9 protein-coding genes are annotated in these 14561 nt (G+C 50.4%); 6 read left to right on the top strand and 3 right to left on the bottom strand.

Annotated features, from left to right (window positions below):
* Window positions 1-120 precede the first annotated feature (120 nt).
* The 3 genes from SV7mr_RS09125 (at window position 121) to SV7mr_RS09115 (ending at window position 4002) form a co-directional block, all read left to right on the top strand.
* Window positions 121-1449, top strand: a complete 1329-nt coding sequence (locus SV7mr_RS09125; RefSeq protein ID WP_145271274.1) for a hypothetical protein — start codon at window positions 121-123, stop codon at window positions 1447-1449.
* 805 nt (window positions 1450-2254) lie between these two features.
* Window positions 2255-2953, top strand: a complete 699-nt coding sequence (locus SV7mr_RS09120) for a ParB N-terminal domain-containing protein (RefSeq protein ID WP_145271272.1) — start codon at window positions 2255-2257, stop codon at window positions 2951-2953.
* Entirely contained in the window at window positions 2926-4002 is a 1077-nt protein-coding gene (locus SV7mr_RS09115) for an IS256 family transposase (protein ID WP_473163681.1), read from the top strand. Before SV7mr_RS09120 ends, SV7mr_RS09115 begins: the two co-directional genes overlap by 28 nt.
* 394 nt (window positions 4003-4396) lie before the next feature.
* Here SV7mr_RS09115 and SV7mr_RS09110 read toward each other — a convergent pair whose 3' ends face one another.
* On the bottom strand, window positions 4397-5155 hold the full coding sequence (locus SV7mr_RS09110) for a phosphoenolpyruvate carboxykinase (ATP) (RefSeq protein ID WP_145271267.1): 759 nt from the start codon (window positions 5153-5155) through the stop codon (window positions 4397-4399).
* A gap of 471 nt (window positions 5156-5626) precedes the next feature.
* Window positions 5627-7441, bottom strand: a complete 1815-nt coding sequence (locus SV7mr_RS09105) for an ABC transporter ATP-binding protein (protein WP_419188302.1) — start codon at window positions 7439-7441, stop codon at window positions 5627-5629.
* 735 nt (window positions 7442-8176) lie between these two features.
* On the opposite strand from SV7mr_RS09105, the gene SV7mr_RS09100 reads away from it, so the two are divergent.
* The 3 genes from SV7mr_RS09100 (at window position 8177) to SV7mr_RS09090 (ending at window position 12884) form a co-directional block, all read left to right on the top strand.
* Complete coding sequence (locus SV7mr_RS09100; RefSeq protein WP_419188301.1) at window positions 8177-9736, top strand: NAD(P)/FAD-dependent oxidoreductase; 1560 nt, start codon at window positions 8177-8179, stop codon at window positions 9734-9736.
* A gap of 92 nt (window positions 9737-9828) precedes the next feature.
* Window positions 9829-11004: a glycosyltransferase family 2 protein gene (locus SV7mr_RS09095; protein WP_145271263.1), complete on the top strand. Its 1176-nt coding sequence runs from the start codon at window positions 9829-9831 to the stop codon at window positions 11002-11004.
* Complete coding sequence (locus tag SV7mr_RS09090) at window positions 11001-12884, top strand: ArnT family glycosyltransferase (protein ID WP_145271261.1); 1884 nt, start codon at window positions 11001-11003, stop codon at window positions 12882-12884. The genes SV7mr_RS09095 and SV7mr_RS09090 overlap by 4 nt, the downstream gene beginning before the upstream one ends.
* 216 nt (window positions 12885-13100) lie before the next feature.
* Here SV7mr_RS09090 and SV7mr_RS09085 read toward each other — a convergent pair whose 3' ends face one another.
* Complete coding sequence (locus tag SV7mr_RS09085; protein WP_419188300.1) at window positions 13101-13967, bottom strand: hypothetical protein; 867 nt, start codon at window positions 13965-13967, stop codon at window positions 13101-13103.
* Window positions 13968-14561 lie beyond the last annotated feature (594 nt).

The raw sequence follows: 14561 nt of genomic DNA, 5'->3' as shown, positions 1-14561 counted from the left end.
CTTCGATGTTTCCACAATGCGAAAAACCTTCGGGCAGGATGCCTGATCTTCACGGCAGGAAGCCGCCATCCTGTACTACTCGCCGGTTAGCAAATTCCAATTCCCGTTGAACCAAGACACGTGGTGATCCGCAATGAGAACATCGACCCCGTGCTCTCTTCTGCCGAGCTTACAGGCTTACTCAATCAGCACGTCGAGTTTAAGTACATCTCGCACGAGGGAGCCGAATACAAGCCTCTGTCGCCTATCTACGCAAACACTTGGCTTAATAATGCTACGCAGCGTGAAAGGCTGCCCACGGTAAAGCTATACAGCCACAGCCCGATCTACACCGACGATTGGAGACTACTTAAGCCAGGTTACGATGAAGAGTCCGGATTCTATTACGCTGGACCGGAAATCAAACCCATCGAAGGCACGAAGCATTTGGATAAATTGCTGCTGGATTTTTGTTGGAAGGAGCCTGCAGACCGCACCAATTACATCGGGATCCTACTCACTGGTCTTCTGGTATCACGCTTCTTGGGTTCCAAGCCAGCCGCCTTATTCAATGGCAATCAGCCGGAGTTAGGGAAATCCATTCTCGCACAGATCCTTGCTATCTTGCGTGATGGACAGCCCGTTGAAACAGCATCTTATAACGCTAACGATGAAGAATTTGAAAAGCGTCTTGGGGCTATCGTGCGCCGCGGTGTGACCACGATTGTGATTGACAATGCAAAAGCCCGTGGCAAACGCAACAAGATCGACTCCGCTTGTCTCGAGCGATCCATTACCGACCCGATTCTATCGTTTCGGCTTCTTGGCTTTTCACAAGAAATCAGAGCAGAGAATTCACATCAGTTCTGCATTACAGCCAACTCTCCTGACGTAAGCCGAGACCTGATCACTCGCTCGGTCATCATCAATCTTCATCACGAAGGCGATCCAAGACGTCGTGCATTCTCGATGAATGATCCCGAAGGCTATGTCCAGGAGCATCGCGTTCAGATTCTCGGTGAACTCGTCAACATGGTCGAACGCTGGAAGTTGTCTGGCATGCCGCTTGCCGAAGTGCACACCCGTTTCAATAAGCGTGGCTGGGGCAACATCGTCGGTGGAATACTATGTGCCAATAACAATCCCGACTTTATGGAAAACGCCGAGGAGGCAGCTACAGAGATGGATGACACCCGTCGTGAATTCGATGAGCTTGTGACTATCCTTGCAGACCATCCACAAGGGTTGTGGACGTCTTCTGAATTAGTGGATCTGGCGATCTCAGAAGGGTTACTACGCGAAGATATTGGTGAGGGCACACCGAGGTCAAGGAGCACACGTATGGGCATCCTGGCGGGCCGATTTGTCAATGATCGATTCAATATCGGCGAACACAGAACTGCCAGCTTCAGACGCCAATCAGACGGCCGTTTGACCTCTTATCGAGTAGCTATTGAAGACGCTCCATAGTCGCAAACACGTCTGCGCACCTTGGATACCAAGGTCTGCAACGTCTGCAGATTTCTGGGCTTTAAATGACCGTCTTCCACACCCTTTTTACTTGTTGAGTCACCTGACGAAAGAATATGAGACTGTACACTAACTTTCACGAAAATAGTTTGCAGACGTTGAGCATGCATGCGAACGTTTGCGGACGTTGGACTCCCAAACGTCCGCGGCGGTTTCAGCCCGTTATTTCCAGTATTTTATTGCTTGCTACAGACGTTGCAGACGTTAAATGGTTATCGTTGACAACCAGAGGGTATCTGTCACACATTTACCCCTATAAGGATCTACTAGGACAAACGTACGCAACGTTCACAACGTCCGCACAAGGTCAGTTAGATCCCGTCGAATTTGACTGGCTCGCTACCCATCAATCGGGGGCACCCAGCAGCTGTGCATTCGGCGGTGATGGATGCAACGGCAGCAACCAACCTGTGGACAAAGCCAGGGCAGCATCAACGGTTATCCCATTGCCAAAGCAATGGCGCAAATCACGCCATCTACCTGGCTCATGGGCGTCAATCGCGCCAATGCAAGTTAGTGGAAGATTTCGCGCCAACCATGGGCCCTACCGACGCAAATGTCGCCTTTATGGGCACACGGAACGGCCACCTTGTTACTCAGAGTTTGTTTTAGTCCGTGGGGCACAATCACACACGCAGCGTGGGCCTCCAGAGACCACGGAGAAGTCTTTCAGTTGGAGACACGCAGCCCGCATCGAAGCCATCTCTTTTTGAACAAGCCCTACAGTTCTATCACGGAAGAAACCATGCAAACGGAATTACGCTCCATCGCTAACGTCCATCCTTACGACGCCAATCCGCGTACCAATGACAAAGCTGTGGACTCGGTAGCTTTATCGATCACCGAATATGGTTTTCGACAGCCGCTGGTTGTTGATGTCGAGGGTGTCATCATCTGTGGACATACGCGGTACAAGGCAGCGGTGAAGCTGGGACTCGAGAAAGTACCTGTTCATGTCGCGAAGGACCTCAGTGATCAGCAGATCAAAGCCTATCGCATTGCGGATAACAAAACTGGCGAGCTTTCAGAATGGGACTTTGACTTACTGCCCATTGAGCTTGGTGGCTTGCAGTCGGATGGTTACGACATTGAGCTTCTGGGGTTCAATGCAAACGAACTAGCTAAACTGCTCGACCCGGAGCTCCAGGCAGGTCTAACCGATCCTGAGGATGTGCCTGAGCCGCCAGACGATCCGGTAACGCAGCCCGGTGACTTATGGATTCTTGGTGAGCATCGCTTGCTGTGCGGTGACTCGTCAAACGCTGAGGACGTGGACCGGCTTCTTGATGGCGCGAAGATCCATCTTGTGAATACAGATCCGCCTTATAATGTGAAGGTTGAGCCTCGCAGCAAAAATGCGATCGCCGCGGGAAACAGTTCTTTTGCCAGCAATGGCAAGAAGGAATGGCCAACGCGATGCAAATTCTCTTCAACGAAGCCATGAAGATTGAACGCACCGAGCACCTCGGCGCTGAACCCTACGAGCGAACCGACCAACGTCGTACCTATTCCAATGGATTCAAGGCGAAAACCGTTGAATCGCGACTCGGCAAGCTTGAGCTGAAAGTTCCTCAAACCCGAGATGGAGATTTCTATCCATCTGCTCTGGAACGCGGAGAACGAAGTGAAAAAGCTCTGAAACTTGCCGTCGCAGAAATGTATGTCCAAGGCGTTTCCACGCGAAAAGTCGCCAAAATCACATCCGAGCTGTGTGGCCTGGACGTGACCAGCACCCAGGTCAGCCGCGCCGCAAAGTTGCTTGATGAAGAACTCGAAATCTGGCGAAATCGCCCTCTCGATAAGATCGAATATCTCATCGTCGATGCTCGCTACGAGAAAGTCCGCGTGGCAGGAAGTGTACGCGACTGTGCAGTGTTGATCGCGATCGGTATCCAACCAAGTGGCCATCGCAGCGTTTTGGGCGTGAGTGTGTCACTCTCCGAAGCAGAAGTGCATTGGCGTGAGTTTCTTACATCACTCAAGCAGCGCGGCCTGCACGGAGTAAAGCTGATCGTTAGTGATGCACACGAAGGACTTAAGGCAGCTCGCCAAGCGACTTTCTCAGGTGTTCCCTGGCAGCGTTGTCAGTTTCACCTGGCCCAAAACGCGATGCATCACACCCCCAAAGTCGAAATGCGAAAGCGAGTCGCTGATGATATTCGGAACATTTTCAGTGCAACCGACCCGCACCACGCAGCGGAAGAACTGACTCGCTTCGTCGGTCGCTACCAACTAAAAGCGCCAAAGCTTGCTTCGTGGGCAGAAGCAAATATTCCTGAGGGCCTAGCGGTCTTCGGCATCCCAAGCGAGCACCGCAAACGGATGCGAACAACCAACATGCTTGAACGACAAACCAGGGAACTGAAACGTCGCACTCGAGTCGCGACACTGTTCCCCAATGAATCTTCCCTGCTAAGACTCGTCACCGCTGTTCTCGTAGAACTCAGTGACGATTGGGAAACCGGAATGAGATACCTCACATTCCAAAACTAAACCGGAACCGACTGGACGAATTTACAGAAAGACTGTTGCTCTATCAAAAAAACGAAGCGGCCAAATTATTAAAGTACGAGTTTGCGTGTGGCTTTCATGATTCGCTGTTACGCAGCAGGCTGGTTGTAAATCTGCTCGGCAAATAGCCCCCCTCAAGAAAACGTAACTAATCGTGAAGTCGGGGGGCGAACCGACTCGGACGCAGACAAATCAGCTCTTTCGATCCTTTTGATGCAAGTGCAAAGTACCACACACAACTAGTTCAAACTGTCACCGAAAACCGTCGGAACCACATGCGCGGGTTCGGCATCCGGTCCGATTCATCGGCGTGGATGCTGGGCATCGGTAGCGCTGCTAGACGATGATTGACTAAGTCTTGGCTAAGGAATCTTCTTCATTCAGTTTTCGGTGGAATCTGCTTTAGAAATGTTTCAAGCGTATTCGCGGTTTGCTCAATATCAGTGCCCATCTCAAAGCGGTAGACGTCCGCACGCCGCAGGACGCCAAGGCTGTTCCGCAAACGCGCGAACGCGAGTCTGCCCTTGCCGAGCAGTTCCAGTGCAGAACTTTGAAGGACAAATTCGACGCCTTGGTACAGCCCCAAGCCGACAACGGCATCCGAGATCAGCGGTCTTAACGCTTTGTGGCGGCTCACTTTCATGATGCGTGATTCACCGGACGAAAAACGTGTTCCCAAGAGGATTGCGCAAATTGGCACAGGTCCCGAAATCCTGTCGTGAAAGGCTTCGATGTCGATCAGTTTCTTTGGGCCAAATTCCATACGCTCAATGTCCAGTTGAAGAGCGGACGGGATGTCGGGAACTGCTGTCCCCGGTCGCACACCAATACGAATTGGGAATGGCTCAATTACGCCATTTCGCGTCATGAGTGGGGAGTCTTCAGAAAGGAGCCTGACGCCATCCACTTGCAGCATCTTGAGTGCCATTGTTGTTTTTCCGCCCGAGCTAGGGAGCATTAGCAGAACTGCTTGCCCGCCGGTTTCAAGGCCTAACGCATGGACTCGAGTCCGCCCCGTGCGGTCAAAGTATTCACCCGTGTATGAGAGGATCGTTAGGTAAACAGCTTCGTGTGCTAAGTGGCGGTCGTCTGAGTAGACGTCAATTTGACTTCCCCTGTTTGAAATCTTTGCCAAGGCGCGTCCACTGTAGTCAAGGTAAGAAGTCGCATCGTCACGGTAGACGACATTTCGCGGGGTGTGTTGCGACGCAGGGAGTCTCGGTAACTGGGGACGGCTTGAAAAATTGTGAAAATGTATCTCTAGATCGGGCTTCGTCGATTCAGGCGTTTCTGGAATGTGAAAGTGGGAAAAGTCAGTTCGGACATCCGAGATCCGTTGTGCATTGTCCGAGCAGAGTCGCACATGATACCCATGAAAGGAGAAATCAGAGCATTTGCATCGCGGATGAAGGTTCATTTGGGAATTTGGGTGGTAACGGCGGTGAGGTTAGTGCAGGGGACTCGACGGGCTGCGTGCTCGTAACGTGACCGTGTTCTCGAAGGGTGTGCGTTAGTGGGCTAAAAGGCGTGAACAATGTTTGTACTCTTCGATCCCCTGTCAGGAGAAAAGCCCCCAAACAGAAGTACAGCTGAGATCAAGCCTGTTTTAGAAGGGTAGGGCATTTTCTGAATTTTGAGCTTGGACCAACTTTTTGTAATGGCTTTGGTATGCCATCAATTCCATGTGAGTTCCCTGTTCCACAATCTTTCCGTGTGACAGTACGACGATGTTGTCCGCATCACGAACGGTTGAGAGACGATGAGCAGATATGACAGCGGTACGGCCCTCTGAATACAGATCGACAGATTTCTGTATTAATTGCTCCGTCTCTGAATCCAATGCACTGGTTGCCTCATCCATGATCAGAAGTTTTGGGTCCGCAATAAGTGCACGGGCAATTGCCAGGCGTTGACGCTGGCCGCCGGAAAGAAGAATGCCTTGATCCCCGATCACGGTGTGATAGCCCTTGGGCAAGTGTTCTACGAAATCATGGATCTGAGCAAGTTTCGCGGCAGCATATGCTTCTTCATCACTCGCGTCGGGGCGTGTGTACTTGAGATTGTCCATGATGCTGCTGTGAAAAAGCAGGTTTTCTTGGCTGATAACGGCGGTGTCTCGCCGCCAAGAGGCTAAGTCCAGTTCTCGCAGGTCGAGCGTGTCAACGCTGATCAAACCCTCGTCCGGATCATAGAGGCGAGAGATCAGGTTAATGATGGTTGACTTACCAGATCCTGAAGCACCGACGATTGCAGTTTTCTTACCGTAAGGTATCTCAAACGAAAGGTTCCGCAGTGCCGCTTCGTTTTGCTCAGGATACCAAAACGAAACATTCTCGAACTGAATTCCACTTTCCATGTTTTCGAGTTTGATACTTCCGCTTTTTATGTATGGTTTGTTCTCACGTTCAAGGAACTGTTGTATGGAGAGAAAGGACGGGAAGAAGTTTGCAAATTGCGCGTGGCTCCGATTCAGTTGCGTTGCAGGATCGAGCAGCCGAAATACGATTAATAGGAAAATCGAAGTGTTGGCTAACCATGAGTCATTGTCGTTCTCCGCAAAAAAACTCGCTGCGATTAAAAGCGACACCAAGCCAAGCACCGCAAAGACACTCATCAGAGGTTTCATTCGGCATATGTTTTGCTCGCCAACGTACCATTCATGCAAATAGTCGTCGGTTGCCTGTTTTATCTTTCCTTTGTTGTGTTCTTCCAATGAATGCAGATGAGCAAGTTTAATTGTCGCAATACTCTCGGCTGCGGTCGCGTGCAAGCGTTTCTGGCTGTCAACGATCTTCCCGCCAGTACTGTGTAATTTTGAGGTGGGGATGAGGAGGCGACTGGGGTAAGAAAAAACGATGAGAAGAAAGCCAGCGAGTAACGTCAACTTCCAAGACAAAGCCAGCATGATAATCGTGTACATCACAAGGATTGCTAGCGATGATCCCATGTGCGCAAGTTGACACAGTAGCTGGGCGGATCGCGCTGTCTCGGTCAGTAATAACGAGGTCAGGTGAGCCGCGGGCTGACGGTTGATGTATCGAAGTGAGACGTCGTAAATCTGGTCGGTCAATGCCAATTTTAGGCCCGCATTAACTCGCACTGCGAGGCGGAGAGCGAGGATTTCCCTCGCGTATCGAAGCGTCGCCTCTGCAATAACGATACCGAGCAGAACCGACGCAATGAGTCGTACTCGGTGGGTTAGTGTTAACGCGTTTACCTTCTGTCGCAACTCGCCGATAATTGGAAGGCTGTCAGCAAAGCCACCCTCACCCCATGCATCCAGCATGGAAACGACCGCTCCCACGCCTAAGCCCTCGATTGCCAGTGAGCCAAGAGTAACAGTAATGAAGAAGGCTACGATCCGGTAGTGTTGCCGAAGAACGGGCAACAATAAAAAGTAAGGGTGCGAGGGATCGGCCATTTTTGGGCATTTCATATCAAACTAATGTCAGGCGCCACGGAGTCTCACTCTAATGACCAAATAGCTTGTGAGAAGGTGCGAAGGCATAGATTTTTTAATTTGTGTTGCCGGCCCTTACCTAGGCAACGGCACCTTTGCGCAAACTTCGGCATGATTGTGCAGGCAAGCTCGGGCGGCTGGTGGAAGTATCGGGCAAGGGACATGCTCGTGTACGCAAAGACACTTTGAGTTTGCCCAGTTGCGAGATGTGACGAGGCTGCTGAGTGGTGCTTGTGTTTCGTGTCCCTGAGCGGACTGTAAGTGGAGGCTGATGGCCCTTAAGTTGGTGCTTGGGCACCAATGGTCTGCCAGAAAGCTTCAGTAGGAGGCAGTGGGTCAGTTTCTTACAGTGTCGCTTGCGACCCTTTGTCTCAGGTTGGTGCTTCGTTTTTTAGCAGAGTGGTTAGGTCTTGATTGTCGAGCAACACGATGAAAAGAACTGCAAATAGCGAAGGAATTGCTTCCAAAGGCCGGTTTGCGGAATAGACTGACAGCAGGGCTCTTACGGGTAAATGCGACTGCAATTGTCTTTGCGCCCTCGGGGGCTTTACGGGGCTTTACGTCCTTGTAGGATTGCGCGCGGGTCTAGGCCTGAGCTCCATGGTTCAACGTTTGCGTGAGCTAGGATCTGTAAACAAACGCTGAGATGTCGTCGAAAAGGATGAGAGATGTTTTATCTGATGGTCATGAGAGTTGATGAGCAAGATAGCTAATATGGATTCTGCGGATACGAAAGAGGTAGTTGTTGTCGGTGGTGGGCCGTCGGGATTGACTGCCGCTTTTCTACTGGCTGACGCTGACATAGAGGTGACAGTGCTTGAAAAACACTCGATCGTTGGAGGCATTGCGCGAACTGAGTCGTATAAAGGTTTTTTGTTTGATATGGGAGGGCATCGTTTCTTCTCCAAGTCGGACGCCGTGAATGAATTTTGGGAGAAGTTGCTTGCCGATCGGTTCCTTGTTCGACAGCGGAAGTCACGTATCTACTACCGCCGCAAATTCTTTGATTATCCCCTGCGAGCGTTAAACGCTTTTCGCAAACTCGGGGTGATCGAATCTTGCACGATTATGGCAAGTTGCCTGCGTTGGAAGGCATTTCCCTACAAGGAAGAAAAGACGTTCGAGCAATGGGTCACAAATCGGTTCGGCAAACGACTTTTTAAAATTTTCTTTGAGTCTTACACGGAAAAGGTGTGGGGGATCAGTTGCAGTGAATTGAGTGCCGACTGGGCTGCGCAGCGAATTAAAGGCCTATCGCTCAAGACGGCTGTGTTAACCGCTTTGGGAAAGAAAGATAAGGGCATCAAGACCCTGATCGAATCATTCAAGTATCCCGAAAAAGGTCCCGGAATGATGTGGGAGACTGTAGCATCGGAGGTCACAAGTAGGGGAAGTAAAGTCTGCCTAAACTCCGATGTAACGCGAATTAATAGGAGTGGAACCAAGATCGAAAGTGTTGAGACGCTGAGTGAGCCATCTGCCCATATCGCTAGGTTTGATGGATCTCATTTCATCTCGAGCATGCCATTGCCGGATCTCGTCCTGAGGCTAGACCCGCCGGCACCGGAGAGCGTGCGGCAAGCCGCCCAAAAACTGCGTTACCGAGATTTTCTTACCGTTTGTCTGATCATTGATGTTGCGGAACTCTTTGACGACAACTGGATCTACATTCATGACGCGAACGTGAAAGTTGGACGAATACAGAATTATAAAAACTGGAGTTCGGAAATGGTTCCCGAGAAAGGGAAAAGTAGTCTGGGGCTGGAATACTTCTGTAATGAAGGAGACGCGATCTGGAATATGGAAGACGATGAGCTTGTCGAACTTGCAAAGCAGGAAATGAAGGAGTTGGGATTGTTGCAGGTTGATGACGTCATTGATGGTTGTGTGTTCCGTGTTGAAAAATCTTACCCTGTGTACGACGCCACTTATCGTGAACACTTACAAGTGCTGCGGGAGTTCGTTGAGGGTTTTGAGAATTTGCAAACAATCGGACGCAATGGGTTGCATCGATACAACAATCAAGACCATGCAATGCTCACTGGTATCATTGCAGCAGGAAATGTGATTAACGATACAAATAATGATGTTTGGAGCGTTAACGAAGATAAGCGATACCACGAAGAAATCTCCAGTGAAGAGCGGGCCAGTGAATTCAGCAGCATTGCGAATGCAACAACGGGCAAGGTGCGGCTTAGCCAAAGCGACGAGAAGTCTTCGAGCCAAGCGGAAGATAATGCATGCAAAGTTGGGTAGCCAGTTTTTGAGGTCATCCGTCAGTACGTTGTAGGCCTGTTCCGGTTTGCACTCTGTTCATTGATCATCTGCTTTGTATTCAAAAATGCTCCATGTCCGATTTGAGCGAGAAAATTAAACATTCGCCCTCTCCCGATGTTTCTGTTGTTGTTCCGGTGCGGAACGGCGAAAATGACATTGAGGAGTGCTTGCGCCGAATCAAGCGTTCTGTTGGGTGTAGCTTTGAAATTGTGGTGGTAAACGATGCATCCACGGATCGAACTAGGGATATCGCGGAGGGGCTTGGCGTACGCGTGATCACATTGCAGGAACGAAGCGGACCTGCAGTCGCGAGAAACCGAGCGGTCAGGGAGTGCGAGGGCGAAGTTGTTGTATTCGTCGATTGCGATGTGATGATTCGCGGGGATACGCTCCTGCAGTTGAAAAGTAAGCTCGCGGAGAATCAGTGGACGGCTGTGTTCGGATCGTATGACCGACATCCAAAGGCAGGCAATCTCGTGTCTGTTTACAAGAACTTGATGCACCACTTTTATCATCAGGGATCGAGTCGGGAAGCACAGACTTTCTGGAGCGGTTGTGGAGCAGTGAGAAGAGACGTGTTTGACAAATTCGGGGGATTCAATGAGGCGTTTGTAATGCCGAGCATCGAGGACATTGAGTTTGGAATGCGAATTTCAGAGGCAGGTTACGTCGTTGGCTCAGTGCCGGAAGTTCAGGTGCAGCACACCAAGCAGTGGACCCTCAAAAGTTTGTTATACACGGATGTTTTCCTTCGCGGAATTCCTTGGACGCGTTTGATGTTGCAAGCTGGGAACATTCCAGATGATCTGAATGTTGGTCGTGCCCAGCGTGTCAGCGTAAGCATCGCCGGCCTGATAGTTTGCGTCTTCACTGTGCTCGTGTGCTTGCAGCCTGCGTTGTTACTCCTGCCACTCTGTGCGCTTGGGTTGCTGTTTGTGACCGATGTTGCAACGGTTCGTCAAACAGGTAGACAGTTGATTCTTTGGATCGGTGCTTTTTTGTTATTGGGCCTTGTCGTGTTCGCTCTCGTGTTGCAGCCTCTTCTTGCGATAGTGTTTCTGGGCGTAGCGTGTATCGGTATTATTAGCCACAAGAGCCTGCGGTTTTTATCAGCGGTGGGTGGGGTTCCGTTTGCAATTTTGTGTCTTGCACTGCACGTCACCTACTTTCTTTATTGTGGTTTTTCCTTTGCTGCGGGCACTGTGCTTCACTCATTGGGGATTCCATTCTTTCGCGAGAGTACGTGAATAAGGGGGCGGATGGCAAAAAATTGAAGTCTTGGGGATGCGTAATCATCCGTGTTTGTTCATTTGCAAGGAATGAAATTCGATGGCAGCGATTAGGCTATAAAAAAGTTGGATTCTGCTTCGAGGAAACTGACAGAGTTAGGCACATGTATTTCAGGTCCAATGAAAGAGCGGAAAGTGAGTCAGTTGCCAAAGAAATTCGTCCGGCTGCTGCGATGATTCAGTCTCTAAGGTTTCAGTTTGTTTTGCTCCTTGGGCTGTGGGCAATTCCTCTTTGGTTGCATTGGGGTAACGACGGTATCTGGTTTCAGGGGGACTCTCCTAGGCATGCACTGAATGCTGTTTTCTATTTGGACTTGGTAAAGGAGGGCTTGCCCAATCCAGTTGAGTACGCCCACCAATACTACGTGCGGTATCCTGCGATTTCACCGCAACGTTATCCACCGCTGTTCCATTTGCTGCTTGCCGGAGCATTCGCGGTTTTTGGTGTGAGTGGTTTTCTTGCCAAGACTATCGTGCAGCTCTTTGCCCTTGTTTTGGGCGTCTATACTCTGCTGGGGCTCCGGCGTTGGGTTTCAAGTGATGCTGGAATTGTGGCTGGGCTGGTTCTTCTGATGCCAGGCATCATGAAGTGGTCTGGTGCCGTCATGCTAAATGTTCCTGCATTGGCATTGGGAGTCGCTTGTCTTTTTCACCTGCGATGTGTCCTCGAGCGGCCCGATAGCAGCAGCGATTACAAGCAGCTTTGCTTAGCCCTGGTTTTCGCGGCTTTGAGTATTTGCATACACCCCACTGTCGGTGTTGTGATTCCTATTGCTGGCTTATGGCTGCTATTAGACAGACGCTGGCGTTGCCTCTTGAATCCACGAGTATTGGCTGTGGTGGTCGCATGCGTGGTTACATGCGGCTTGCTCTATTGGTTGCTGTTCCGAATGAGTTCCGCACAGTTTTCGCAAGCAGCGGTGAGCAATCAGGGGTTGGAATCGGTTCTTTGGCCACGTTTCTACTTGCATGCCATCCCCAACTTGATTGGCTGGTGGAGTATTCCGGCGGTGGTTGTTGGAGTGATGTGGTTACTGATGATGCCCCGAACTAGGAAGGATGCGATTCGGATTGTTCTTGCTTCATTGCTTACGCTCGGCTTGTTGCAGAGCATTTGGGCCAAGGACGAGAGATACTTGTTGTGGGCATGTCCCGCGGCGACCTGGTTGATCGCTTGCGCGTTAGTTGCATTGAGCGGTAGTCGGTTATTTGGTGGGTTTAGGAAGAAGGTTTGGGCGATACCTGTTGTGGGCTTGATCATCTATTCCACTTACTACGTTGCGATAACAAAAGATAAGTTGATCAAAACTGTGAACGGTTTCACAAGGGTTGCCGAACACGTGATCAGGGTCGCGCCGGGAGAGCCTGTTCTTTATCATGGAACGTATGATGGCACTGTTGCGTTTTATCTTCGTTGTTTAGACGATGACCTACGCCAGCAATTGGTAATGGTTCGAAAGCTGCAGCTTCAACCCGATCGGCCTGCTGGCAAGCCTAGTTTGCAGTGGTTGGCCGACAAGTCTCGGGAAAGGCAGCAAGAAATTTCACGAAATCAGAAATGGATAGCTGCTGAACTCCGTCGAACGGGCTGTAACTGGTTGCTGCTCGAAGAACCATCAGGAGGCAAGGGTGAAGCCTTAGCGGATCTACTAGTGACTTTGGCCGAGTCTCAGAAGTACGAGTTATTAGAGGTGTTTAATGTCGATATGAAATCTCGGACTAGGCGAGTCATGCTCTACCGAATTCGTTATCAAGAGGCTCAGGGCCAGGGTGGGACAAAGCGTTCTTTGCCAATGCAGCTTGAGGGGCGGACCTATTGGCCGGTAAGCTCGCGATGACACCGGTGTTTGCATAGTGACTTCATTTCGGGGGTTTGTAATTGCGGCGAAAAGAATTTCACTAAGTTTGGCTCTGATTGACGCTGGAAAGCGTCGCTCTCACACGGTAGACGGCTGGTGAGGGTGGAGGAGTTGTTGGCCTACTCTCGGGTGTTGTGGGAGTGATTAGTGCATGGATTGGTTCCTTGTTCGTTATTCGGCCGAGCAATTTGTCGTCTAATTCATCTTGCGTTTTATCTGGCGTAGTGGTGCGATTCCCCACTTGTGCCAGTGACGATACCAGTTTCGATTGAACTGCCGAGTACGTTCCACGCTAACGCTGAAATCTGGTTGCAGTCCTGCTATTTGATGATCAAAACGTTGTTCCGCGTATTCATATAAACTCCTGTCGAGCTTATTCCTTTCGTCTATCAGTTGGCTGGTTGCGACTGAACTTTCGCTTTTGTTCTGGGTTTTGGGAGCGACGTTCCAAGGCATGTAACCTTTGCGGGGCCAACCGAATGTAATGCGGAGAAGTTCGACAGTCTCGTCAAATCGCTCGGTCAAACCGACTACAGCGAAGTCCTCGTTGAGATTGTGTTTGGCTATCTCAAGATGTTCTTGCGTCAGGGGCCCGATGTTGGGTGGTAGACCTGCGATTCGGCGTACTTGTCCATTTTCAAGTTCCGGAATTGCACGTTCTTTGAGTGCATCATGCAGTGACATATTTATTGCGGTGGAGTGGTATCCGTTTTTCGGATCTCGCCTCATGTTGTTGTATGCCGAGATGACGCGTGCACTGGGGAGTCGGAGCATGGAAAACACGCGGGGGGTGAACGGGAGATTTTCTAGTATTGCATAACTGCAGTGTCCACTGATGAAAGAAATGGGGCGGTCCCGGCGATTGGCTATCGCTTGTGCGATCGCGTCCGCGTCGTCAAATTCGTGCCAATTTAATGGTAATTTGAATATGCGTGGATCAATACGCCCGGGGATCCGCCCATAGACCTTTGCCGCGAGCGCAAATAACGCGGTGCCTGCCGTTTTTGGGATGTGCACAAACAAAACAGGGTTGGCTGCAGAATGCTGTTGGTAGAGTTGCACGGCGGCTATTGGGGGCGGTCCACTGAAATGTTAACGGCCGCGCTTCGGTGAGCATCGGCCTCCTACAAGCCACCATAGCACAAACATATAAAACTTCTCCCGGGTATCCGCAGTTGTTGTGGGGAATTTAAATGCGTCCGTGGTTGTACCGGTTTCGGTAGCGTTTAACATGTTGCGATGCGATGCGATTTGTGTGGCTAACTAAAAATGGGCATGATCGTCTGAGAGCGCTGAGCATGTGAGTGCACTGAGTACACTCAGTACATGAGTGCACTGCCCAGATGTGCATGCTGATTACTTTGCAAAGCGAGGCATGCTAATCAAGCCTGAACAGTTTTAGCGAGTCGTGTCCGAATTCTCTGTTGGAGGCATCTAGTCAAAATTCCGGTGCATCCTACGGTGCATGATTGAAAGCAAGTAGACTGCTCTGAATGAGGCAGTTAGCTGACGCAGTTACTTGCGGAACTCTGTTCACCCTCAATGTGGTTGGATGGATAGTAAGTACTTTTGTGAGTTGGAATTGAGTGAAGAAGTGACAGTGACGTCACTTCGACATTGTCGCCCTTGGTTTTATCTTTTTGATCTTAGGTTTTT

The sequence above is a fragment of the Stieleria bergensis genome, from assembly GCA_007745635.1.
Lineage (GTDB): Bacteria > Planctomycetota > Planctomycetia > Pirellulales > Pirellulaceae > Stieleria > Stieleria bergensis.
Note: the sequence above shows the minus strand (reverse complement) of the source record. Positions and strands in the feature narration are given on the sequence as shown.